18 protein-coding genes are annotated in these 22,475 nt (G+C 75.0%); 6 read left to right on the top strand and 12 right to left on the bottom strand.

Features of this window, described 5'->3' with window-relative positions; all coding sequences use genetic code 11:
* Nucleotides 1–41: 41 nt before the first annotated feature.
* A complete protein-coding gene (locus IF43_RS0115980) occupies nt 42–329 on the bottom strand; it encodes a hypothetical protein (RefSeq protein ID WP_158939334.1) in 288 nt (95 codons plus the stop codon).
* Between the two features lie 450 nt (nt 330–779).
* On the opposite strand from IF43_RS0115980, the gene IF43_RS0115975 reads away from it, so the two are divergent.
* Nucleotides 780–1,571 (top strand): hypothetical protein, encoded by a 792-nt coding sequence (locus tag IF43_RS0115975; protein ID WP_030200279.1) that lies wholly within the window; start codon nt 780–782, stop codon nt 1,569–1,571.
* Nucleotides 1,572–1,667: 96 nt separating this feature from the next.
* Here IF43_RS0115975 and IF43_RS0115970 read toward each other — a convergent pair whose 3' ends face one another.
* Nucleotides 1,668–1,904 (bottom strand): hypothetical protein, encoded by a 237-nt coding sequence (locus IF43_RS0115970; RefSeq protein WP_158939332.1) that lies wholly within the window; start codon nt 1,902–1,904, stop codon nt 1,668–1,670.
* A gap of 351 nt (nt 1,905–2,255) precedes the next feature.
* Between IF43_RS0115970 and IF43_RS38065 the strand changes: the two genes are divergently transcribed.
* The 4 genes from IF43_RS38065 (at nt 2,256) to IF43_RS0115950 (ending at nt 11,069) form a co-directional block, all read left to right on the top strand.
* A complete protein-coding gene (locus IF43_RS38065) occupies nt 2,256–7,295 on the top strand; it encodes a type I polyketide synthase (RefSeq protein WP_051795389.1) in 5,040 nt (1,679 codons plus the stop codon).
* A 26-nt stretch (nt 7,296–7,321) separates the two neighbouring features.
* Nucleotides 7,322–8,050: a 4'-phosphopantetheinyl transferase superfamily protein gene (locus tag IF43_RS38060; protein ID WP_030200270.1), complete on the top strand. Its 729-nt coding sequence runs from the start codon at nt 7,322–7,324 to the stop codon at nt 8,048–8,050.
* Between the two features lie 126 nt (nt 8,051–8,176).
* On the top strand, nt 8,177–10,639 hold the full coding sequence (locus tag IF43_RS0115955) for a SpoIIE family protein phosphatase (RefSeq protein WP_030200269.1): 2,463 nt from the start codon (nt 8,177–8,179) through the stop codon (nt 10,637–10,639).
* 199 nt (nt 10,640–10,838) lie between these two features.
* Nucleotides 10,839–11,069, top strand: coding sequence for a response regulator transcription factor (locus IF43_RS0115950; RefSeq protein ID WP_030200268.1), 231 nt, complete (start codon nt 10,839–10,841; stop codon nt 11,067–11,069).
* Nucleotides 11,070–11,217: 148 nt separating this feature from the next.
* On the opposite strand, the gene IF43_RS0115945 is transcribed toward IF43_RS0115950, so the two are convergent.
* The 6 genes from IF43_RS0115945 to IF43_RS0115920 all read right to left on the bottom strand — a co-directional run bounded on the left by IF43_RS0115945 (nt 11,218) and on the right by IF43_RS0115920 (nt 16,144).
* Nucleotides 11,218–12,228, bottom strand: a complete 1,011-nt coding sequence (locus IF43_RS0115945) for a serine/threonine-protein kinase (protein ID WP_030200265.1) — start codon at nt 12,226–12,228, stop codon at nt 11,218–11,220.
* A gap of 200 nt (nt 12,229–12,428) precedes the next feature.
* Nucleotides 12,429–13,037: an ATP/GTP-binding protein gene (locus IF43_RS0115940; RefSeq protein WP_030200261.1), complete on the bottom strand. Its 609-nt coding sequence runs from the start codon at nt 13,035–13,037 to the stop codon at nt 12,429–12,431.
* Complete coding sequence (locus IF43_RS0115935; protein ID WP_030200260.1) at nt 13,018–13,377, bottom strand: DUF742 domain-containing protein; 360 nt, start codon at nt 13,375–13,377, stop codon at nt 13,018–13,020. Before IF43_RS0115935 ends, IF43_RS0115940 begins: the two co-directional genes overlap by 20 nt.
* Nucleotides 13,374–13,781 (bottom strand): roadblock/LC7 domain-containing protein, encoded by a 408-nt coding sequence (locus tag IF43_RS0115930; protein WP_030200259.1) that lies wholly within the window; start codon nt 13,779–13,781, stop codon nt 13,374–13,376. The genes IF43_RS0115935 and IF43_RS0115930 overlap by 4 nt, the downstream gene beginning before the upstream one ends.
* Nucleotides 13,778–15,415: a sensor histidine kinase KdpD gene (locus IF43_RS0115925; RefSeq protein ID WP_078910197.1), complete on the bottom strand. Its 1,638-nt coding sequence runs from the start codon at nt 15,413–15,415 to the stop codon at nt 13,778–13,780. Before IF43_RS0115925 ends, IF43_RS0115930 begins: the two co-directional genes overlap by 4 nt.
* A gap of 270 nt (nt 15,416–15,685) precedes the next feature.
* Nucleotides 15,686–16,144, bottom strand: coding sequence for a hypothetical protein (locus tag IF43_RS0115920; protein ID WP_030200256.1), 459 nt, complete (start codon nt 16,142–16,144; stop codon nt 15,686–15,688).
* 226 nt (nt 16,145–16,370) lie between these two features.
* Here IF43_RS0115920 and IF43_RS41630 point away from each other — a divergent pair, with 226 nt between their 5' ends.
* Complete coding sequence (locus IF43_RS41630) at nt 16,371–18,395, top strand: ATP-binding protein (protein WP_030200253.1); 2,025 nt, start codon at nt 16,371–16,373, stop codon at nt 18,393–18,395.
* 69 nt (nt 18,396–18,464) lie between these two features.
* Here IF43_RS41630 and IF43_RS0115910 read toward each other — a convergent pair whose 3' ends face one another.
* The 4 genes from IF43_RS0115910 to IF43_RS0115895 form a co-directional block, all read right to left on the bottom strand.
* Nucleotides 18,465–18,920 (bottom strand): hypothetical protein, encoded by a 456-nt coding sequence (locus tag IF43_RS0115910; RefSeq protein WP_030200251.1) that lies wholly within the window; start codon nt 18,918–18,920, stop codon nt 18,465–18,467.
* A gap of 102 nt (nt 18,921–19,022) precedes the next feature.
* A complete protein-coding gene (locus IF43_RS0115905; protein ID WP_030200249.1) occupies nt 19,023–19,973 on the bottom strand; it encodes a Ku protein in 951 nt (316 codons plus the stop codon).
* Nucleotides 19,974–20,126: 153 nt separating this feature from the next.
* Nucleotides 20,127–20,438, bottom strand: coding sequence for a hypothetical protein (locus IF43_RS0115900; RefSeq protein ID WP_030200248.1), 312 nt, complete (start codon nt 20,436–20,438; stop codon nt 20,127–20,129).
* A gap of 264 nt (nt 20,439–20,702) precedes the next feature.
* Nucleotides 20,703–22,433 (bottom strand): acyl-CoA dehydrogenase family protein, encoded by a 1,731-nt coding sequence (locus IF43_RS0115895; protein ID WP_030200247.1) that lies wholly within the window; start codon nt 22,431–22,433, stop codon nt 20,703–20,705.
* Between the last annotated feature and the right edge of the window lie 42 nt (nt 22,434–22,475).

Below are 22,475 nucleotides of genomic sequence, written 5' to 3'. Positions count from 1 at the left end.
GGCGGTTGCGCGGTCGGCGGTGCGGCGGGTGCGTGCCGGCGTCACTTCCCGATCTTCTTGAGGACCTCCTTCTTGATGTCCTTCTTGATGTTCTTGACCGTGCCGCCGGCACCCGTGGCGTCGCCGCTCACGGAGGTCGCGTCACCGGTGTTGACCGCGTCGGCGCTGGCGTCGCCGCCCTTCGCGTTGCCCGTGCTGATCGTGCACTTGCCCTTGCAGCTGTTGTTGCCCGTGTTGGCCGCGCCCGCCGGGAGGGCGACACCACCACCGACCAGGGCCACGGAAGCACCGGCGAGAACGAGGCGACGGGTCGAAAAACGAGCGAACATGGCAATTCTCCATTCGGAAGGAAAGGGTCTCGGGAATGTTTCCCGAGGGATTCTTTTGGATGGTTTCTCCGCCTTCTGCTTTCCGGGTTTCCCCGGTGAGGGCGTACTTCAAATAAACCCGGTCCGGGCCCCCGCGTCACGCCACTTGAATACGGGACTTGACGCCGTCTCGCGGATCTTGGTAAAAGCCTTCGGGCACCGTGGCGGGAATCCCTTGCGGAAGCTCCCGAAGGGCCCGGCGGGCCGGCGGGGGGGCCGGGCGGAGAAGGCCCGGGCGGGCGGAACACGCCGCGCCCGGCGGGGTTCTGTCGACCGGGTGATCCGCGCGATAACGTCGCCCTCGCATGGCCCCGGCGTCCGCACGGCATGGGACGTTTCCGGCCGGAACCCGCGGCGCCCGTCCGCTTGGCCGCGGGCGAAGACCTCGCACGAGAATCCCGGAGAATTCCGATGAACGAGCGTTCCTGGACCCGTCGTTTCGTGCTCGCGGCGGCTTCCGTGGCCCTGGTCGGCGGCGGGGTCGCGTTCCCGGCGACCGCGGCGGCCGCACCGGCGGTCCCGCACTACGCCGTGACCTTCACCCACGACGGCGGCGTCCTGGTCGTCGACGGCGCCGGCGGCTGCGCCGGGCTGTGCCACGACTCCGACAACACCGCCGCGGGCGACGGTCTCTCGGCCGGCTGCACGGGCCTGTGCCACGGCAGCACGAACACCGCCGTGGGCGAGGGGGCGTCGGGCGTCTGCCGGGGCCTGTGCGACGACAGCGTCAGCACCACGGTCGGGAACGGCGCGTACAACGAGTGCGCGGGCCTGTGCGGCACCAGCACCAACACCGCCGCCGGCGACGGCGCCTTCAACGTGTGCAACGGTCTGTGCCTCGGCAGCGTCAACACCGTCGCCACCGCCGACGTGGTCAGCGGCGGCAGCCACCGGACGGCCGAGGCCCCGATCGGCCAGCGCGCCCGGCGCGGCGGTGACGACGAGGGCCGCGGCGGCGACCAGAACAACAGCCGGGGCGGCGACGCCACCGCGGTGAGCGGCGACGCCAACGCCGCCAACACGACCGTCGGCGGCGAGGCCGCCTCCGGCGCCGCCACCTCGGGCGGCGTGGGCACCTGCATCGGCCGGTGCACGATCACCACGGGCAACGCCACCAGCGGAAACGCCAGCGCCGACGCGGCGAACGCCGGCGACTCGACGGCCGTGAGCGGCGACGCGACCGCGGTGGGCGGCAACGGCTGACGGACGGAGCACGGCAGAGGCGGACGCCGGAGGGGCTGCGGCCTCTCCGGCGTCCGTGTGTCGGGGCGCCCGGGGGAGCGGGCGGGCCCCCGGCCCTCACTTGCCGATCTTCTTGAGGACCTCCTTCTTGATGTCCTTCTTGATGTTCTTGACCGTGCCGCCGGCACCCGTGGCGTCGCCGCTCACGGAGGTCGCGTCACCCGTGTTGACCGCGTCGGCGCTGGCGTCGCCGCCCTTCGCGTTGCCCGTGCTGATCGTGCACTTGCCCTTGCAGCTGTTGTTGCCGGTGCGCCGGGAGGGCGACACCACCACCGACCAGGGCCACGGAAGCACCGGCGAGAACGAGGCGACGGGTCGAAAAACGAGCGAACATGGCAATTCTCCATTCAAACTGTCGGGCAATGTGCCGGCCCTTTTCGTTTCCGGGGTTCCCCGGTGGGGCCGTGCTTCAAATAAACCGTCCCGGCCGCGGACCGTCACGCCACTGCAATACGGGACTTGACTCCCGCGAGGGCGCACGGTAAAAGCCCCGACCGGATCTCGGAGTCCCCGTTCCTGCTCCGGCATCCGCACTCCTGTCAAGTGACGAATGGCCGTGACTGTGGCCCGCGGCCCCGGCCGGGCACGGTGGCATTCGACCCTCCTGCGCAAGGGCAGGGGCGAATCGCCGAAGGACCATCCGTCATGACCGACATCGCCATCACCGGACTCGGCTGCCGATTTCCCGGCGCCCCCGACGTCCGCGGTTACTGGGAGCTGTTGCTGAGCGGGGAGCGGCAGTTCGCGCCCGTGCCTCGGGAGCGCTGGGACCACGCCGCGTTCCACGACCCGTCCGGCGACCGGTCGGACCCCCACACCGCGTACACCGACCAGGTGGCCTTCCTGGACGGCGTGGACCGCTTCGACGCCTTCCACTACGGGATACCGCCCGCCCGGGCCCGGGCCATGGACCCGCAGCACCGGCTGATGCTCGACGTGGCCCGCGAGGCCCTCGACGACGCGGGGCTGGGCCGGGGCGACTTCGACCGGGAGCGCACGGGGGTGTTCGTCGGCATGTCGGTGTCCGACTACAAGGACCTCATGGCGGCCCCCCTCCGGGCCATCGCCCTGGCCGCCGAGACCGGGGGCGACCTGGGCGCCGTCCGGGAGCGGGCGGCCCGGCTCGGCGGCTTCCAGCCCTTCTCGCTGCCCGGCAGCCTGCTGAACATGGCGCCGGGCGCCATCAGCCGGCAGTTCGACCTCGGTGGCCCCAGCCTCGCCGTCGACGCCGCCTGCTCCGGCTCGCTGGTCGCCCTGGACCAGGCGGTGGCCCAGCTGCGGCAGGGGACCTGTCGGCTCGCCGTGGTCGGCGGCGTGTTCCTGAACCTCACCCCGGAGGGCCTGATCGGCTTCTCCGCGCTGCGGGCGCTGTCCGCGAGCGGGGTGTGCCGCCCCTTCGACGAGCGGGCCGACGGCTTCGTCCTCGGCGAGGGCGCCGGCGCGGTCGTCGTACGGCCGCTGGCCGACGCGCTGGCCGCCGGCGACCGCGTCTACGCCGTGGTCCGCGGCATCGGCTCGGCCAACGACGGTGCCGCTCCGGGGCCGCTGGCCCCCACCCCCGAGGGACAGCTGCGGGCCATGCGCCGGGCCTACGACGACGCCGGCCTCCCGCCCTCCTCGGTGGGCTTCATCGAGGCGCACGGCACCGGCACCACGGTCGGCGACCGCGCCGAGGTGGAGGCCCTGCGCCGGCTGCGCACCGAGTACCCCGACGACGACCCGGCCCTGTGCTACCTCGCCTCCGGCAAGGCCCTCATCGGGCACGCGCTGTCGGCGGCGGGGATCGCGGGCCTGATCAAGACGGCCCTGGTCGTCCACCACGGCACGATCGTGCCGCAGCCGGACACCAGCCCCGCGCCCGACCTGGGCATCCCGGCAGCCGGCCTGCGGATCGCCGACACCGCGCGGCCCTGGCCGGGGGCCGACCGGCGGCGCGCCGCGGTCAGCTCGTTCGGCTTCGGCGGCACCAACGTCCACGTGGTGCTGGAGGAGCCGCCGGCCCCGGCGCCCCCGGCCCCGCCCGCCCCCCGCACCGCGGCGCGTCCCTCCGTACGCCCGGCGGCTCCCGCCCGCTGCGTCACGGCCGCGTCCCTGCGCGCCGGCACCGCCTGCGCACCGGTCACGCCCGCGGCCGCGGCGTCCGTACCCGCCGACGCCGTCCCCGCGGCGTCCGTCCCCGCGTCCCTCCCCACCGTGGCCGTCCCCGCCGCGTCCGTCCCCGCGGCGTCCGTCCCCGCCGTCTCCGCCCGGGCGGTGTCCGTACCCCACGCCTCCGGCTCCGACGCCGCGCCCGTACCGCAGCTCGTGCTGCTCACCGCCGGCAATCCGGAGCTCCTGGACCGGCACGTCGGCGAGGTGCTCGACACCGTCCGGCGCACGCCCCGGCTCCCGGTCGCGGCGCTCGCCCACACGCTCGGCGGGCGCCGGCCGCTGACCGCCCGGCTGGCGATCGTGGCGTCCGACACGGAGACGTTCGTGCGGCGGCTGCTCCGGGCCCGCCGGCAGTGGGCCGACGGTGTCCGGGGCGACCTCGGCGACGGCGCCTTCGCCGCCGACGCGCCGCTGCCGGCCGGCCGGCGCCGGATCTGCTTCGTCTTCCCCGGCCAGGGCAGTCAGCGGCCGGGCATGATGCGGGACCTGTACGAGCGGTTCCCCGCCTTCCGGGAGACGGTGGACGCCCTCGGCGCGGTGGCCCGCCGGGAGGGCGGCCCCGACCCCGCCGAGCTGCTGTACGGCCGGGCGTCCGCCGCCCCGGCCGACGACGAGGAGCTGCGGCGGCGCCTCGCCGGGACCGACGTGTGCCAGCCCCTGCTCGGCACCCTCCAGCTCGCGGCCGCCCGCCTGCTGGCCGACCACGGCATCGCCCCCGACCTCACCCTCGGGCACAGCGCGGGGGAGTTCGCGGCCGCCGCGGCCGCCGGGGCCGTCACCGGTGAGGAGGTCGTCCGGCTGCTCGCCCACCGGGGCCGGGCGCTCCGGGAGGCCGAGCCGGAGCCGCGGGGCGGGATGCTCGCCGTGCAGAGCGACAAGGACACCTGCCGGCGCCTGGTCGACGGCATCGACGACGTGTGGCTCGCCTGTTTCAACGAGCCGCGCCAGGTGGTGGTCAGCGGCACCCTGCCCGGGCTCGCCGCGGTACGGCGGGCCTGCGCGGCGGCGGGCATCACCACCAAGGCCCTGGACGTGTCCAACGCCTTCCACTCGCCGCGGCTGGCCACCGCACGGGAGGCCATGAGCGCCGGGCTCGCCGGGCTCCGGATCGCCCGGCCCGTCCTGCCGTTCGTCTCGTCCGTGGACGCGGCGGTCTGCACCGACGCCTCCCGGCTGCGGGAGCTGTGGGCCCGGCACGCGTCGGCGCCCGTGCGCTTCGGCGAGGCCGTCCGCACCGCCCACGACGGCGGCGCCCGCGTCTTCGTCCAGGTGACCGGCGGCGGCTCGCTGCTGCGGGCCGTGGGCCGCAACCTCACCGGCCTCGACGGCGTGCAGGTCGTCGCCGCGTCCGGAGCGGAACCGGACGACGGGCGCGGCTTCGTGCACGGCCTCGCCCGGATGGCGGTCCTGGGCGCCCCGGTCGACCCGCGCGTCCTGGTGCCCGCCGAGCACCGCCACGCCCTCGACCTGCCGGTGGCACGGCTCGACCCCCAGTCGTACTGGGTGCCGCGGCGGCGCGCCGCCGCGGTCGGCGGCCCCGCCGGAACCCGACCGGCGGCGCCGGCGGGGCGGGACGCCGCAGGCGAATCCCTTCCGGGCGTCCCGCCCGTACCGAACGAGGAGACCCCGATGAACCACCCGATGGACAACCTGATGCACGAGCTGCTCCAGCTGGTCCAGCAGCAGGTCACGCTGCTCACCGGCCTCGCCGCGACCCTTCCCCCGCCGCCCGCCGGCCCGACCGCCCCGGCCACCCCCACCACCCCGACCGCCTCGGCCTCCCCGGCCTCCGCACCCGCCCCGGTGCCGGACCGCGTGGAACCCGTCGCGGCGGTGGCCCAGGAACCGGCCGTCGTACCGGCGCCCGCCGAGCCGGCCGCGGCCGGCGCCCCGGCGGACGGAGGGCCGCCGCCCGGCGCCGACGCGGTCACCGGGGCCGTGTTCGCGCACGTGGCGCGGATCAGCGCCTTCCCGGTGGACCGGCTGCGCGCCGACCAGCTGCTCGTCGACGACCTCGGCTTCGACTCCCTGATGCTGACCGACCTGTTCACCTCCCTCCGGAGGCTGTGGCCCGACCGGGCGCTCGACGAGCGCGCGGCCGACCGGCCGACCGTCGGCGGGATCGCGGCCCTGCTCTCGGGCGGTACGGCGGACCCGGCCCCGGTACCCGTCCCCGCCCAGCGCGACCACGCGCCCGAACCCGCCCCCGCGCCCGCCCCCGAACCCGGACCCGGACCCGAACCCGAACCCGAAGCCCCGTCGGCCGGCCCGCCCCCCGTCTCCCCCGACGGACCGACCGGCACCCCGCCACCGGACGAGCACACCCGCATCGAGTGCTTCCCCGAGGTCGCCGCGCACGCCGAGCGGGTGTCCGTGCTCACCGGTCTCGGCCTCCCCAACCCGTACTTCCTCGTCCACGAGGGCGGCATGACGGACACCACCGTCGTCGACGGCCGGGAGCTGCTCTCCTTCGCGGGCTACAACTACCTGGGCCTGGCCACGCACCCGCAGGTGAGCGCGGCCGCGCAGGAGGCGGTCGGCCGCTACGGGACGTCGGTGTCCGCCAGCCGGCTGCTGTCCGGCAGCCGGCCGCCGCACGGGGAGCTGGAGGCCGCGCTCGCGGACCTGCTGGGCCGCCCGGCCGCCCTGACCCTCGCCAACGGCCACGCCACCAACGTCACCCTGATCGGGCACCTGGTCGGCCCGGGCGACCTCGTCGTCCACGACGCCCTCGCCCACGACAGCATCCTCCAGGGCTGCCGCCTCTCCGGCGCCACCCGGCGGCCCTTCCCGCACAACGACGCGGCCGCGCTCGACGCCCTCCTCGCGCAGGTCCGCCACCAGTACCGGCGGGTGCTGGTCGTGATCGAGGGCGTGTACAGCATGGACGGCGACATCGCCGACCTGCCCGCCCTGGTCGAGGTCAAGCGCCGGCACGGCGCGCTGCTGATGGTCGACGAGGCGCACAGCATCGGGGTGATCGGCGCGACCGGGCGCGGGATCGGCGAGCACTTCGGCACCGACCGGTCGGACGTCGACCTGTGGTCGGGCACGCTGTCCAAGGCCCTGGCGAGCTGCGGCGGCTACGTCGCGGCGGCCCGCCCCGTCGTCGAGTACCTGCGCTACACCCTCCCCGGCTTCGTCTACAGCGCCGGGATGACCCCGGCCGACACCGCCGCGACGCTGACCGCGGTGCGGCTGCTGCGGGCCGAGCCGGAGCGGGTGACGCGACTCTCGGAGAACGCCGCACTGTTCGCCCGCCTGGCGCGGGAGGCCGGCGTCGACACCGGGGACAGCCACGGAACGGCGATCGTGCCGTGCATCGTCGGGGACTCGGTACGGACCCTGCGGCTGGCCGAGGCGCTGTTCCGGCAGGGCATCAGCGTCAACCCGATCCTCCATCCGGCCGTGCCGGAGGAGCTGGCCCGGCTGCGCTTCTTCGTGACCCGTGACCACACCGCCGACCAGATCCGCCGGACCGTGACCGCGCTGGCCCGCGCGTCGCGCCGGCCCGCCCCGGCCCCGGCCGCCTGACCCGCACCGCTGAGAGGACCACCGCCATGGACACCACCGCCGTACCCGCCGCGACCGACTGCGCCGCCGCCTTCGCCCCGCTCGCCCCGGATCGGATACTCCGCTGGGGCGGAGCCGGCCTCGTCGTCGCCCGCCGCCCCGACCTCACCCACCGGCCGCTGCGCCTCTCGTCCGCCGAGCGGGGCGTGGTGCGCGGGCTGCCGGCCTGGCGCCGGGGCGAGTGGATGGCCGGCCGGCTGCTCGCCAAGCGCCTGGTCGGCGCGGCCGTCGGCGCGCCCGAGGCCGACGTCGAGGTGCTGCCGCGGGAGGACGGCAGCCCGTACGTCGTCGTCGCCGGCAGCCCGCTCCCCGCACTGCACCTCTCCATCAGCCATACGGCCGGCCACGTAGCGGCGGCGATCGCGCCCGACCCGGTCGGCGTGGACCTGTGCGAGACCGGCTCCGCCCCCGCCGTCCGCCGCGTCGCCGACCACGTGCTCTCCGCCGAGGAACTGGCCCTCGTCGACACCGGGCGGCCGGAGGCGCTGGCCGGCGCCTGGGCGCTGAAGGAGGCGGCGGTCAAGGCCGACCGGGAGGGCGTCCACGGCCCGGCACCGCGCCGGATCGTCATCACGGGCCTGCGGCCGCCGGCCCTCAGCGGGCCGCGGCGGGCGATGGTGTGGCAGGTCGGCGACGCGGTCCTCGCCCTGGTGCTGGTACGGCCGGGCCGGCCGCCGGGGCACCCCGGGGGCGGGCCGGAACGACCGGGACCGTGAGCCGGCGGGTGCACTGCGTTGGTGCTCTTCGGCCCGCTGGATCATGCTTGTCATTGGACCCCTGGCCATGCAGGTTCCCGTCGCGCGGCGGAACCACTGGAACGAGCGAGGGCGAGATGAGCGGCGATGGATCGACTGCCCACCCCTCCCGGTGAGGGGCCCGAGGAGCCGGACTCCTCCGCCGAGCCGGCGTACACGGCCACGGCCAGCATCGACGAGCAGGGCATCGTCACCGAGTGGAGCGAGGGTGCCCGCCGCCTGCTGGGCCACGAGTCCTCCGACATCGTGGGGCGGCCCGCCGTCCACCTGCTCGCGGACGCCCCCGGCGATCCCGCCCGGCTGATCCCGTCCGGGGCGGAGCTGTGGAGGGGCACCGTGGCACTGCGGCACCGGGACGGCCACCGGCTGCACCGGGCGCTGATCGCGCACCGCTGGACGTCCAGCGGTGGTACCACGAAGTGGTTCCTCGTCTCCGCGGTGCCCGGGCGGCCCCGCAGCGCCTGGGAGGCGTCGCTGCGGGACTGGGCGTTCGCGCAGTCGCCGTGCTTCCTCGCGGTCTTCGACGAGGACCTGCGGCTGGTGCGGGCGAACGCCGCCATGGAGCGCCTGCTGGGGCTGGCCGAGGAGGAGATGCGCGGTCTGCGGCTGCCGGAGATCGCCCCGGACCCCGTGAGCGACGAGACCGAGCGGCGGATGCGGCTGGTCCTGGAGACGGGTGAGCCGCAGTACGTGGCGGCGTTCGTGCGCGCCGCGGGCGCGGGCGACAGCCCCGGGAACGCCTGGGCTACCGAGCTGGACCCGCTGCGGGACCCGGAGGCCCGGGTGCGCGCGGTGTGCCTGACCGCCCACGACATGAACGCCCTGCAGGGCGCCCGGCAGCGCACCCTCCTGCCGGACGAGGCCGCCGCCCGCATCGGCACCACCCTGGACAGCGGCCGGACCGCGCAGGAGCTGGCCGACGCCGCCGTACCCCGGATCGCCGACTTCGCCGTCGTGGACCTGCTCGAACCCGCCCCGCGTCCCGACACCGCCTCCGCGGGCCCGGCCGCGGGACCGGTCACCGTGTGCCGCACGGCGGTGCGCTCGGCCGCCGGGACGGGCCCGCGGCCGCGGGTCGGGGTCGGCGAGACGACCGTCTACGCGTCGCCGTCGCCGCCCACCGAGGCGCTGGCCAGCGGTCGCGGCGCCGTCTACGCGACGGCCGACCCGGCCGTCGCGCAGTGGCTGGCCCAGGACCCCGAGGCGGCCTGGCTCGGCGGGAACGGCACGCACTCCGTGCTGGTGGTGCCGCTGCGGGCCGGCGGCACGGCCCTCGGCGTCGCCCTCCTCAGCCGTGACGAGGGCCGGGAGCCGTTCCAGCCGGAGGACCTGTGGCTGGCGGAGGAGCTGGCGACCCGGGCGGCGGTGGGCATCAACAAGGCGCGCCGGCACACCCGGGAGCACACCAGCACCATGACCCTGCAGCGCAGCCTGCTCCCGCACAAGCTGCCCGACCACCCGGCGCTGGAGATCGCCTCCCGCTACCTGCCCGCCGGCACCGAGGCCGGCGTGGGCGGGGACTGGTTCGACGTCATCCCGCTGTCCGGGGCGCGGGTGGCCCTGGTCGTGGGCGACGTCGTCGGCCACGGCATGCGGGCCGCCGCCACCATGGGCCGCCTGCGGACGGCGGTGCGCACCCTCGCCGACGTCGACCTGCCGCCCGACGAGCTGCTGACCCACCTCGACGACCTGGTGATCCACCTGTCGGCCGACGAGGGCGAGCGGGAGGCCGGCGGCGAGGCCGCCGGCGGCATCGGCACCACCTGTCTGTACGTCGTCTACGACCCGGTCAGCCGCCGCTGCACGCTGGCCCGGGCCGGCCATCCGCCGCCGGCCGTGGTCTCCCCCGACGGTTCCGTCTACCTCCTGGACGTGCCGGCCGGGCCACCGCTGGGCCTGGGCGGCCTGCCCTTCGAGACGGTCGAGACGGAGCTTCCGGAGGGCAGCGTGCTCGCGCTGTACACCGACGGCCTGCTCCAGGCCCGTGACCACGACATCGACGAGGCCCTGGACAGCATGTTCGGCGCGCTGCTGCGGCCGGCCAGCACGCTGGACACGGTGTGCGACCGGGTGCTGACGGCGCTGCTGACGCACCGGCCCGACGACGACGTGGCGCTGCTCGTGGCGCGGACCCGGGCCCTGCACGCCGACCGGGTGGCGGTCTGGGACCTGGAGTCCGACCCCTCGGTCGTCTCCGACGCCCGCCGCAACACCACCGACCAGTTGGAGGCCTGGGGCTTGGAGGAGGCCTCGTTCGTCACCGAGCTCCTGGTCAGCGAGCTGGTCACCAATGCCATCCGGTACGGGCAGCCGCCCGTCCAGCTCCGCCTGATCCACCAGGACACCACCCTGATCTGCGAGGTCTCCGACTCGGGCAGCACGGCGCCGCGGATGCGCCGGGCGCGGACCTTCGACGAGGGCGGCCGCGGGTTGTTGCTGGTCGCGCAGCTGGCCCAGCGCTGGGGCGCCCGGCCGGCGCCGGTGGGCAAGACCATCTGGGCCGAGCAGTCCCTGACCGGGGTCCCCGAGCTGCCGATCGCGGCGTTCTGAGCCGCGGGGACGTGCGCGGCGGGGATGCGGTTCCTCCGTCCGGGGGTCCTGTGACACGGCGGTGACAAACGGCGGACAGCGCCATGACGTGGGGCGGTCAAGCTCTTCAGTAGCGGACAAAAGCGACATCCCATCGCAAGTCCCCTGCTTCCGAGGACGTGAGCAGAGATGACCGAACCGATGCGTCGGAGGAAATCCCATGAGCCTCACCCTGACCGCCCCGCAGGTCGAAGCCCCCACCACCTCGCTGGCCCCGCGTGAGCAGGAGGCCCTGCGCCACATCGCCGCCGGCTGCACGTACCTGCAGACCGCCCGCAACATGGGCCTCTCGAAGCACACCGTCGACGCCTACCTGCGCCGCATCCGGGCCAAGCTGAACATCAGCACCACGGCGGAGATGACCCGCCTGGCCGTCGCGATGGGCCTGTGAGGCCCGACCGCCGCACCGGAACCCGCACCACCGACACTGCGAACCCCGCCCCCGAAGGGCGGGGTTCTTCGCCGTCCGCGCACTTCGGGGCGGCCCCGCACGGCACGGAGGCCGGCCCTGTCAGCACGGGGTGGGCCCGGGCTCCCCCTCAGCCGCCCGCCGGACCGCGGAACACCGGCCCGGCCCAGGCCGGGGGCTCGGGCGGCGGCCCGTCCTCCGCCGGGGCCCCGCCCGCCCCGGCCTCCCGCCGGGCCGGATCCGCGGCGCGCTCCCCACCGCCCGAGGCGACCCGCAGCGCGGCCACGAACTCCAGGCAGGTGGCGAACCGGTCCTCCGGAACCTTCGACAGGGCCTTCGCCACCACCTCGGCCGCGGCGGGCCCGACCTCGGGCCGCCGCTCGCCGAGGGGCGGCGGTTGGTCGTACTGGTGCGCCCACAGCAGGGCCATGTCCTCGTCCCGCTCGAAGACGGGACCGCCGGCGAGGGTCTCGTAGACGACGCAGGCCAGGCTGTACAGGTCGCACCGGCCGTCCACCGGGCGGCCGGAGATCTGCTCGGGGGCCATGTAGTCGAGGGTGCCGACGAACTCGCCCGCGGTGGTGAAGCCGGAGAGGGACAGGGACTTCTTCGTCAGCCCGAAGTCCGTGAGGTAGACGTGCTCGGGGTGCTCGTCGTCCGTGCCGGGGGCGACCAGGATGTTGGCGGGCTTGACGTCCCGGTGCACCAGGTCGTGCTCGTGGGCGGCGTCGAGCGCCGAGGCCACCTGGGCGGCGATGCGCAGGGCGGTGGCGACCGGGAGCGGGCCGTCCCGGTCCAGCAGGGCCCGCAGGTCGAGGCCGGAGACGTAGCGCATGGCGATGTAGAGGACGCCGTCGGTCTCGCCGGCCTCGAAGATCGGCACGATGTGCGGGTGGTCGATCGAGGCGGCGACCCGTGACTCGTGGGTGAAGCGGCGCCGGAAGGTGTCGTCGCGGGCCCGCTCCGGGGCGATCAGCTTGAGCGCGACCATGCGGTCCAGGCGCAGGTCCTTGGCGGCGTAGACGACGGCCATGCCGCCCCGGCCGAGCATGCGCTCGATCCGGTAGCCGGCGATCTGCTTGCCGATCAGGCCGGACGGGCGGCCCGTGTCGTAGACGCTCAGGTCGGATGCGGAGCCCATCGGACGCGCCTCACCCGGGCGGACCGGCGGCCCCGCGCCGCTCCGGACCCGTACCGCGACGTCGTCGCCTCGAATCTGCGTTCGAAACGACGGGGCACTTTCCCATAGTCGAAAGTGTATCCAGCCCGGCTGCCCCCGCCCGCTCGGCCTGGGCCGGCCGGGCGGGGCGGAGGCGCGGTCACGGGGTCAGGACGCCGGCGTCACGACGCCTCGGGCGTCACCGCGAGGGAGTGCAGGTAGCGCATGAGCGTCATGAGCACGTCGCGGCTGGAGTCACGGCGACGGGCGTCGCAGCGCACCAGCGGCACGGAGGCCGGCAGGTCGAGGGCGGCCCGCAGCTCCTCCAGGGGGTGCCGGGGCGACTCGGGGAAGTCGTTGACGGCGACCACGAACGGCACGCCCCGCTCCTCCAGACGTCCGATGACGTCGAAGCTGACCTCCAGGCGGCGGGTGTCCACGAGGACCACCGCCCCCAGCGCGCCCTCGAACAGCCCGCGCCACAGGAACCAGAACCGCTCCTGTCCGGGGGTGCCGAACAGGTAGAGGACCAGTTCCTCGTTGATGCTGATACGGCCGAAGTCCATGGCCACGGTGGTGGAGGTCTTGCCCTCGATGCCCTCGGTGTCGTCGACCCCGACGCCGGCGCGGGTCATCGTCTCCTCCGTGGTCAGCGGCCGGATCTCGCTCACCGACCCGACCAGGGTCGTCTTGCCGACCCCGAAGCCCCCCACGATCACCACCTTGACCGCGGCGACGGCGGTGGCCGGCAGCGCGTCCTCGCGCCGCGGCTCAGAGCTTTTGAAGTCCATCGATGACTGCCTCAATCAGTGCCAGGTCGGGGAGTTGGGCGGCGGGGACGGGGGCCCGGGACAGCACGTGCCCCGCGGCGAGCAGGTCCTCCAGCAGGACGGTGACCACGCTGACCGGCAGCCCGAGGTACGCGGAGATCTCGGCGACCGAGAGCGGTGACGCGCACAGCCGCATGATGGCCGCGTGCTCCGGCTGCATCCCGTTGCCGGGCCCCGACCTGGCGACGATGAGCGTCACCAGGTCGAGGCCGGCCGGTCGGGCCGCCCCGCTGCGGCCACCGGTGATCACGTAGAGCCGCTCGGGCCCCTCGTCCTCCCAGCCCCGGCCCGGGTCACTCACGCGGGCTGCTCCTCGTTGCGGGGCGGGCTGCTCAGATGCTCTCCGATACGCGCGACCAGGTCCCGCATGCGCTGGCCCATCAGCCCGGCGTCCACGCCCTCGTCGGCGAGCACGGCGAGGTAGGCTCCCGCGCCGGCGGCCATCAGGTAGAAGAAGCCGCCGTCCATCTCGATGACGACGAGCCGCATCCGGCCGTTGCTGTGCGGGAGTTCGGTGGCCACGGCACCGGCCAGGCTCTGCAGTCCGGCGCAGGCGGCGGCGAGCCGGTCCGCACTGTCGGTGTCGGCACCGTGCTGGGCCATGCGCAGGCCGTCGGCGGACAGGACGACGACGTTGCGGGTCTGCGGGACGCTCTCCGCCAGGTCCTTGAGCATCCAGTCCATGTTGGTCAGCTGGCGACTCATGCCTGTTCCCCCTTGTTCGCCGCGGCCGGCGATACGTCTGTGTGCTGGCTGGCCGTGCCGGTCCGGCCGGTGGCCGTACCGGGTGCGGTGGCGGTGGTGGTACCGGCGGTGGTCGTCGTGCCGGCGGCGGTCTGGCTCTCTCCGGACAGGCCGTTCTGGAAGGCGGCCAGCCATATCCCGGGCTGCACCTGCGGTGCGGGTTCCGGCTTCTGGTCCGGTGCGGTCGGTGCCGCGGGTACGGCCGGCTCGACGGCGGCCGGAGCCGCCGCGGGGGCCGCCACGGGCTGCACGGGCAGGGCCGGCGCCGCGGCGCGCTGCCGGCGGCGGCGCTGCGGCAGCCCGTTCGGGGTCCGCTCCGCCACCACGGGGGCGTCCTCGTCGGCCCGCCGGGGCCCGGTGGCCGGGCGCGGCCCGCGGTCCTCGGCGGCGGGGTCGAGGGCGGCGCGCGGGCCGGACGAGGTGCCGATGCCGTGCGCGACGCCGGTGGCCGCGGCGACGCTGGTGATGAGGTGCTGCGGGATGACGAGGACGGCCCGGACGCCGCCGTACGCCGAGGAGCGCAGCGACACCTGGAAGCCGTGCGCCTGCGCGAGGCGGCCGACCACGGCGAGGCCGAGGCGCGGGGTCTCCCCGAGGTCGTTGACGTCGATGCCCTGCTGGGCCTGGCGCAGCATCCGCTCGGCCCGCTTGCGGGCCTCCTCGCTCATGTTGACGCCGCCGTCCTCGATCTCGACGGCGATGCCCGCGTTCACGTCGACGGCGGTCAGGTGGACCTTGGTCTGGGGCGGGGAGTAGCGGGTGGCGTTGTCCAGCAGCTCGGCGAGGGCGTGGATGAGCGGTTCGACGGCGGTGCCGACCACGGCGACCTGGGACACCGAGTGCAGTTCCACGCGCTGGTAGTCGATGATCCGGGACATCGCGCCGCGCAGCACGCTGTAGAGGGGAACGGCCTTGGACCACTGGCGGCCCGGCCGGGCGCCGCCGAGGACGGCGATGGAGTCGGCGAGCCGGCCGATGAGCGCGGTGCCGTGGTCGAGCCGGAGCAGGTCGCCGAAGACGTCCGGGGTGCGGCCGTGCCGCTCCTCCATCTCCCGCAGCTCCTGGGCCTGCTGGTGGACGATCGCCTGGACGCGGCGGGCGATGTTGACGAAGGCGCGCTGCGCCGAGTCGCGCAGGTCCTCCTCGGCCACGACGGCCTCCGTCACCGAGCGCAGCACCGCCCGGTGGGCCGCCCTGAACTCGGGGGTCAGACCGGCCCCGTGGACGTCCTCGTCCGCCACGGACGCCAGTACGTCCTCGGGGAACTCCCCCTTGCGCAGCCGCTCCGCGACCGCGGGCAGCACCGCCTCGGCCAGCCGTACGGTCTCCGCCTCCTGCCGGGCGAGCAGGGTCCGCTGCTCGTCGACGGCGTCCCGGAGCGACGCGAGCGCCGCACCGCGCCGGGCGGCCACGGCGCACGCGAGCGCGACCGCGACGCACGCCACCGCGCCCGTCCACGCCACGGGGGTGCGGGCGGGCGCCGACACCAGGGCCACGGCCACCGCCGCGACGGCCGCTGTCACCACGGCGGGCACGGCCCATACTGCGGACGACGCTGGCCGTGGGCTGCCGGGCGACGATCCCTCTCGAACCATCAGAACCCTCAAACGATCGGAAAATAAAGATCCTTGGACAACGACCCGGTAGCTTATCCGCTCCGCGCACGGGTCTTGACAGCAGATCATGATCTGGACATGCCCACGGAATCGAAGTTCCGGTAGTTGGCCGAAACCCGATACCCCTTCCCCCGCAGCCCTGTTGGGGACCTTCCTGCCCGCGCCGTCGCCGGGACCGCCCGGGCCCGGCCCCGCGCTTGACGGGATCCCGTCGGTGCGGGGCCGGGTGCCGGGCGGTGGCCGGCGGGGTCAGAGTTCGCCGTCGGTCCTGAGGTCCAGGCGGACGTTGGTGTCCGCGGTGCCGTTGTTGGTCACGCAGGCGGTGTAGTAGCCGGGGCCGGGAAAGGTGCCCCAGGCGGAGCGGAGGTCCGCGGCCCAGCTGGTGACGAGCCCCGGGGAGCCGGTGCCGGGCACGGTGACGCCGTTGTACTGGAGCTTGAACTTCGCGCCCTGTCCCGTGGCCCGGCCGTCGGCGCGGACCTGGTACCCGGCGTACTGCTGGACGCAGCGCTGCTCGCCGGGGTGCAGCGTGCCGCCGAAGAACTGGCTGGCCGAGGCCGGCCCGGCGGCGGCGAACAGGGCCGCGGCGCAGGCCGCCACGAGCGAGGCGGCGGCGGTCGGACGGAGGCCGGTGCGCCGGCCGGTGGTGGTCCCCCGCCCGGTGGTGGCGGCGGTGGGCGTGCCGGCGGTCGTGGTCGTCTCGGACATGGTGCGTCCCTCCTGGTGGTTGGTGCGGCGTGGACCCCGGGGGCGGCCGGCTCGGGCGGCTTTCCCCTGGTCGGCACGGTTCCTCGCCCTCTCGGGCACTGCCCACGGTAGGAGCGGGCGCCATCCGTCCGACACGCCGAAAGGAGGTCAACTCCCGCCCAAAAGCGGTCCATCACGCCCGGTCCTCGTCCACTCCCTGGTATCACCGGAGAGGGGGTGGGAGCGCATGGAGGCACGGCGGCTGGCGGACCGGTTCGCGGAGGCACGGGCCCGCGGCTTCGTCGGCCGGCGGGCGGAGGTCGAGCGGTTCCGGCGGATCCTGGCGGAGGGTCAGGGCGCGGTGGTGCACGTGCACGGCCCCGCCGGCATCGGCAAGTCCACGCTGCTGCGCCAGTTCGGCTGGCTCGCGGCCCGGGCCGGCCGGCCCGTGGTCCGCGTCGACGCGGAGAGCGGGAGCGGGGAGACCGGGCCGGGCGGCCTCGCCCCGGGCACGGTGGTGGTGGTCGACCTACCGGCCGCCGTGCCGGCCGCCGAGCGGCTGCTCGCGGACGTACCCGACGACACGGTCCTCGCCCTCGCCGACCGGGAACCGCCCCCGCTGGCCTGGCGCACCGACCCCGCCTGGCAGGGGCTGCTGCACGTGCTCGCGCTCGCCCCGCTGCCGCCCGCGGACAGCGCGGAGCTGCTGGCCCGGCGCGGGGTCCCGGCGGCCGAGCACCCCCGGGTGCTGGAGTTCACCCACGGACACCCGCTGGCGCTCGCGCTGATGGCGGACGTGCACGTGCACGGGGCGCGGCACACCGGTCAGCCGGCGCAGCCGCCGTGGGTGGTCAGCACCCTCCTGGCGGCGCTGCTGGAGGTGGTGCCGAGCCCGCTGCACCGCGCGGCGCTGGAGGCGTACGCCCAGGTGCTGGTCACCACCGAGCCGCTGCTGGCCGCGCTGGTCGGCGTACCCGACGCCCGCGAGCTGTTCGACTGGCTGTGCTCGCTGTCGGTCACCGAGTACGGGGGCCGCGGCATCCACCCCCACGACCTCGCCCGCTCGGTCCTCGACGCCGAACTCGCCTGGCGGCACCCGGTGCGCCGGGCCGAGCTGCGCCGCCGGGCCGGCTCGTACTACCAGCAGCTGTTCGCCGACCACGACCGCCCGCGGCAGCGGACCGTGCTCGCCGACTTCGCCTACCTGCACCGCGACAGCCCGCTGGTCGGCCCGCTCCTCGCCCCGGTCGGCGCGGGCCCGGCGGGCGCGGCCCGGCTGGACGCCCTGACGGTCGCCCCGACCCGGGAGGCCGAGCTGCCGGACCTGCTGGCCATGGCCGAGCGGCACGAGGGTGCCGAGTCGGCCGCCCTGCTGCGCGCCTGGTGGGCGCATCCGGCGGCCACCTGGGGGACGGTCGCGGCGGCGGGAGAGGGGCCGAGCGGGTTCTACGTCCTGCTGGCCCTCGACGCGGCCGAGCCTGCCGGGCCGGCCGACCCGGCCGTCGTGGCGGCCCGGGCCTGGCTGCGCGGGCCGGGCGGGCTGCGCGCCGGCGAGCGGGCCCTGCTGGTGCGCTGCTGGCTGGCCGGGGACGCGTACCAGGACGTGTCGCCCGTGCAGACCCTGATCACCCTGCGGTTGACCCACCACTACCTCTCCGGGCCCAGGCCCGCGCTGACGCTGCTGACCTTCGCCGACCCGGCCTTCTGGGCCGCCGGGTGCGCGTACGCCGACTTCGAGCGGCTGCCCGCGGCGGACTTCACGGTCGGCGGGCGGACGTACGGGGCCTTCGTCCACGACTGGCGCCGTACGCCTCCGCTGGCCTGGCTCGACCTGCTCGGGGCGCGGGAGTCGGCGGCCGAGCCGCTGGCGGTGGCACCGCCCGAGGCCGCCCCGCTGCGCGTCCTGGACCGCGAGGAGTTCGGGGCGGGGGTCCGTGAGGCGCTGCGGGGGCTGGGCCGGGCCGGCGGGCTGCACGGGTGCGTGCTGCTGCGGTCCCGGTCGGTGGCCGCCCGCGGCGGGGAGCACGCCGGGGAGGAGGAGCGCGCGGTGGCGCTGGCCGCGCTGCTGCGGGAGGCCGCCGCGCGGCTCGAGGCCGCGCCGCACGACCGGCGCGGGTACCGGGCGCTGCACCACACGTACCTCAGGCCGGCCGGCACCCAGCAGCGCGCGGCCGACCTCCTGCGTCTGCCGATGTCCACCTACCGGCGCCATCTGGCGGCGGGCGTGGACCGTCTCACCGAGGAGCTCTGGCGCCAGGAGCTGGAGGCGTGAGGGAGGGTCGGCACACTTCTCGGAGGCCTCCTCGAGGGCCGACTTCCCGAGGGCTGCCTTCTCGCGCGGTCATTTCTTGCAGGGGAAGGTCACCTGTTCGCTGCGGACGCTCTTCTTCTGGTCCGGCAGGTGGAGCGTGACGTACCCGGTCACCGCCTTGGCGCCCTTGGGGGCCGGCACGTCCGCGACCAGGAGGGAGACCTTGGTGGAGGTGCCCGCGCCGTAGGAGAAGGTTCCCGGCGAGACCCGGGCCCGGCCGGTGTTGACGGTCCAGTGGTAGCGGACGGCGCCCGGCCCGGTCGCCGTGATCTTTCCGTCGAAGGACATGGCCACGGGGGTGCCGTTGCACTCGACGGTCTCCCCCGACTTCAGCAGGGTGACCACCTCGACCTTGGTGACCTTCACCGCCGACACGGCCCCGGTCGTCCCGGCGGTGCCGGCCTGCGCGGCGTGGGCGGGGCCGAAGGCCACCGTGGAGGCGAGGAGCGGGGCTGCGAGGAGCATGAGGTGCCGACGCCGGTTCATCGTGCTGCCTTCCGGGTGGGGAAAGCCCCCGATCTCCGTCCCAGGATATCGGCGGCCCGCCCCGGCGGCCCGGCCGCCGGGACGCCGGGACGCCGGGACGCCTCAGGCGGCGTCGGCACGGGTCAGGGCCTCGGCCAGTTCGTCACGGGTCATGGTGGAGCGCCCCGGCACGCCGGCGGCGGCCGCCTTCTCGTACAGCTGGGCCTTGGTGAGGGAGTCGAGGGAGGGGCGCTCGGTCGGCGGGGTGCGGCGGCTGCCGCCGCGCCGGCCGCCGCGCGCCCGTGCGACGCTGGCGCGCAGGGCCTCGGTCAGGTCGACGACGTTGGTGGCCTCCGCCGGGAGCTCGGCCTTCTCGACGGTCCCGCCCGTCCGCTTGGCCTCGACCAGGGCGGCGACCTTCTCCTGGTAGGTGTCGTGGAACCCCTCGGGGTCCCAGTCCGTCTCGAGGGCGGCGACCAGCTGCTCCGCCATCCGCAGCTCCTTCGCGGAGCTCGCCGCGACGGACTCGTCGGGCAGGTCGGGGACCTCCTCGCGGGGATCGCGGATCTCGTCGGCCCAGTGCAGCGTGTGGAGGGTCAGGATGCCGTCCTCCGCCTTGAGGGCGACGAGGTACTCGCGGCCGCGCATCACGAAGGTGGCCACGCCGGCCCGGCCGGTCTTCGCGAGGGCGCTCTGCAGCAGGGCGTAGACCTTCGCGTACTCCGCGCCCTTCGGCCCGAGGTAGTAGGTCCGGTCGAAGAAGATCGGATCGATCGCTTCCAGGTCGACGAAGCCGCTGATCTCCAGGGCCCTGGAGCGGCCGGGGGCGATGTCCTCCAGCTCGGCCGGCTCGACCAGGACGTACTCGTCGCCCGCGTCGTACCCCTTGACGATCTCGTCGGCAGCCACCTCCTCGCCGGTGCGCTCGTTGACCCGGCGATTGCGGACGCGGTCGGAGGTACCGCGCTGCAGCTGGTGGAAGCGGATCGTGTGGCTGTCGGTCGCGGTGTGGATCCCGACGGGGAAGCTCACCAGTCCGAAGCTCAGTACACCGGTCCAGACCGGTCGGGCCATGGTGCTCACCGCCTCGGCGCGCGGCTGCCGCTGACCGGGGGCGTCTGCCCGGGCGCCGTACGCCGAAACACGGGTCAGGACCCCGGCCGGTGGTGACTGTCGGTCCCGGCCGGGGTCCTGGTTCAGGGGGTGCCGCGGGAGGCGGCGACGGCGTCAGTGGCCGCCGCGCACGTCCCGCTTGCCGCGCTTCTCGCGCATGTCGCCCGTGCTCCGGCGCTCGTCCATGTCCCCGCGGCTCATGTCGTCGCGGTGCATCTCACCGCCCCGCATGTCGCCGCCCCGCATGTCGTCACGCCGCATCTCGCCGCCACGCATGTCGCCGCCGTGCATGTCCTCGCGCGACATGTCCTCGCGCCGCATGTCCTCGTCGCGGTCCCGGGAGACCTCTCCGGGCCTGCGCTGGCCCCGGGTCTGCTCCTCCCGGCCCTTGCCGGGCTGCTGGCGCTTGTCCTGCATACCACCCATGACGGGTCACTCTCCTTGGAACCTTGGAGCGGGTGGGACCTCGTCGTCCCGCCCGCGGTACGACGCTGACACGGTCCGTCACGCGGCGCATCTTTTCGGCACGGAGAGTGGTCGCGGCGGCCCGGGGTCGCCGGCCGGTGGCCGTCGGGCCGTGCTCGGTACTCGGCGGTGATCCGGCGGGCCGGGCCGTCGACGGTCGCGGTGCCGCCGTACGGCCCGGAAGGCGGCCCGCTGGGCGGCCGAGCAGCCGACGGCGCTCCCGGGCTACTCGGCCATCTCGTAGGCGCCGGAGAGCGCCTCGACCCTGGCCCAGACTCGCGCCGAGCGGGCCTCGTCGACGACCGGGCGGCGGACCGCGCCCAGCGCCCAGCGCTGCTGGGCCTCGGTGGCGGAGTCCTTGCCGTGCAGTTCGACGGCGTGGCCGGAGAAGTCGCGGACGAGGACGGCGAACAGCTCGTCGAGCACGGAGGTGTCCAGGTCCGTCAGGCGCGCCTGCTCCAGGATCAGCTGCGCGTGCACCACCAGCGCGAACAGCTGGCCGACGGAGAGCAGGAAGTCGAGGTCGCGTCCCTGTGCCTCGTCGGGGGCGGTGGTGGCGACGAACTCGCAGAGCGCGTCGGCCTGCTCGCGGAACCGGGCGACGTTCGGCAGCTCGGCGTACGCGTCGAACGCCGGGCGCCAGTCGTGGAAGCGCACGGAGCCCAGGCCGCGGGCCGGACCCTGCCGGAAGAGGAAGTCGTCGTCGGCCGCGTCCAGGCGGGTCGGCACGGCCGGGTACTCGACCGGCTCCAGGAGGTGGTTGCGCATGAACTTGAGGATCAGGGCCAGGTTGACGTGGACCGTGCCCTCGAGCTTGGGCAGCCCGCGGATCTCGACGGCGGCCTGGGCGAAGTAGTTGTCCTTCTCGAAGCCCTTGGCCGCGATGACGTCCCACATCAGGTCGATGACCTTCTCGCCCTCCGTGGTCACCTTCATCTTCGTCATCGGGTTGAAGAGGAGGTAGCGGCGGTCGTCCGGGCCCGCGGAGCGGAAGTAGTCGACGGCGCGGTCGCTGAACAGCTTCATGCCGACGAGGCGGACGTAGGCGTCGGCCAGTTCCCGGCGCACGTGCGGGAAGGCGGTGACCGGGCGGCCGTAGAGGATGCGGTTGTGGGCGTGGGTGACGGCCTCGTACATCGCGTGCTCGCAGATGCCGATGGAGGCGGTGCAGAGGTTGAACTTGCCGACGTTGACGGTGTTGAGGGCGGCGTCGAAGGCGGCGCGCCCGGTGTGCAGGACGTCCTCGGCGGCGACCGGGTAGTCCTCCAGGCGGAACTCGCTGACGTACTTGGAGGAGTCGACGACGTTCTTCACGAGGTGGTACGCCGGGTGGCGGCTGTCGGCTGCGAAGAAGACGTACCCGTCGGGGCCCTCGACATCTGTGCGGCGGCCGAAGACGGAGACGAGGCCGGCGGCGTTGCCGTTGCCGATGTAGTACTTGGAACCGGTGGCGCGGAAGCCGCCGGCACCGTCGGCGGACGGCTCCAGCAGCATGTCGGTGGAGTAGATGTCGGCGCCGTGGGTCTTCTCGGACAGGCCGAAGGCGAAGACCTCGCCCTGGGAGAGGAGTTCGGCCGCGCGGGCGCGGGCGGCGGCGTTCTCGCTCTGCCAGACCGGGCCGAGGCCGAGGATGGTGACCTGCCAGGCGTACCAGTAGTCGAGGCCGTAGAAGCCGAAGATCTCGTTGAGGGCGGCGATCCGGGCGGTGTCCCAGCGCAGGTCGTCCTGGCCGGGGGCCGCGGCGGAGGCGGGGGTCAGGAAGGTGGCGAACAGCCGCTCCTTGGCGGCGAAGGCGAGGAAGTCGGCCAGCCAGGCGCGGTCGCGGTAGTCCTGGATCAGCCGGCGCTTGCCGCGCTGCTCGAACCAGTCCACGGTGGCGCGCAGCAGCCGGCGGGTCTCGGGGTCGAAGTGCGCCGGGTCGTAGGTGCGCGGGTTGAAGAGGAGCGGGTCGGCCATGGGAGGTCCGCCTTCCGTCGGTCGAGGGGTGGGGTGGGGTGG

This window comes from Streptomyces sp. NRRL S-87, from assembly GCF_000719335.1.
Lineage (GTDB): Bacteria > Actinomycetota > Actinomycetes > Streptomycetales > Streptomycetaceae > Streptomyces.
The sequence above is the reverse complement of the archived record's forward strand: the minus strand, read 5'-3'. Positions and strand labels throughout refer to the sequence as shown.

What these genes read in the sequence shown, in the direction of transcription:
- IF43_RS0115980 (WP_158939334.1), bottom strand. Translation starts at nt 329, where the DNA reads ATGTTCGCTCGTTTTTCGACCCGTCGCCTCGTTCTCGCCGGTGCTTCC.
- IF43_RS0115975 (WP_030200279.1), top strand. Translation starts at nt 780, where the DNA reads ATGAACGAGCGTTCCTGGACCCGTCGTTTCGTGCTCGCGGCGGCTTCC.
- IF43_RS38065 (WP_051795389.1), top strand. Translation starts at nt 2,256, where the DNA reads ATGACCGACATCGCCATCACCGGACTCGGCTGCCGATTTCCCGGCGCC.
- IF43_RS38060 (WP_030200270.1), top strand. Translation starts at nt 7,322, where the DNA reads ATGGACACCACCGCCGTACCCGCCGCGACCGACTGCGCCGCCGCCTTC.
- IF43_RS0115955 (WP_030200269.1), top strand. Translation starts at nt 8,177, where the DNA reads ATGGATCGACTGCCCACCCCTCCCGGTGAGGGGCCCGAGGAGCCGGAC.
- IF43_RS0115950 (WP_030200268.1), top strand. Translation starts at nt 10,839, where the DNA reads ATGAGCCTCACCCTGACCGCCCCGCAGGTCGAAGCCCCCACCACCTCG.
- IF43_RS0115945 (WP_030200265.1), bottom strand. Translation starts at nt 12,228, where the DNA reads ATGGGCTCCGCATCCGACCTGAGCGTCTACGACACGGGCCGCCCGTCC.
- IF43_RS0115940 (WP_030200261.1), bottom strand. Translation starts at nt 13,037, where the DNA reads ATGGACTTCAAAAGCTCTGAGCCGCGGCGCGAGGACGCGCTGCCGGCC.
- IF43_RS0115930 (WP_030200259.1), bottom strand. Translation starts at nt 13,781, where the DNA reads ATGAGTCGCCAGCTGACCAACATGGACTGGATGCTCAAGGACCTGGCG.
- IF43_RS0115925 (WP_078910197.1), bottom strand. Translation starts at nt 15,415, where the DNA reads ATGGTTCGAGAGGGATCGTCGCCCGGCAGCCCACGGCCAGCGTCGTCC.
- IF43_RS0115920 (WP_030200256.1), bottom strand. Translation starts at nt 16,144, where the DNA reads ATGTCCGAGACGACCACGACCGCCGGCACGCCCACCGCCGCCACCACC.
- IF43_RS41630 (WP_030200253.1), top strand. Translation starts at nt 16,371, where the DNA reads ATGGAGGCACGGCGGCTGGCGGACCGGTTCGCGGAGGCACGGGCCCGC.
- IF43_RS0115910 (WP_030200251.1), bottom strand. Translation starts at nt 18,920, where the DNA reads ATGAACCGGCGTCGGCACCTCATGCTCCTCGCAGCCCCGCTCCTCGCC.
- IF43_RS0115905 (WP_030200249.1), bottom strand. Translation starts at nt 19,973, where the DNA reads ATGGCCCGACCGGTCTGGACCGGTGTACTGAGCTTCGGACTGGTGAGC.
- IF43_RS0115900 (WP_030200248.1), bottom strand. Translation starts at nt 20,438, where the DNA reads ATGGGTGGTATGCAGGACAAGCGCCAGCAGCCCGGCAAGGGCCGGGAG.
- IF43_RS0115895 (WP_030200247.1), bottom strand. Translation starts at nt 22,433, where the DNA reads ATGGCCGACCCGCTCCTCTTCAACCCGCGCACCTACGACCCGGCGCAC.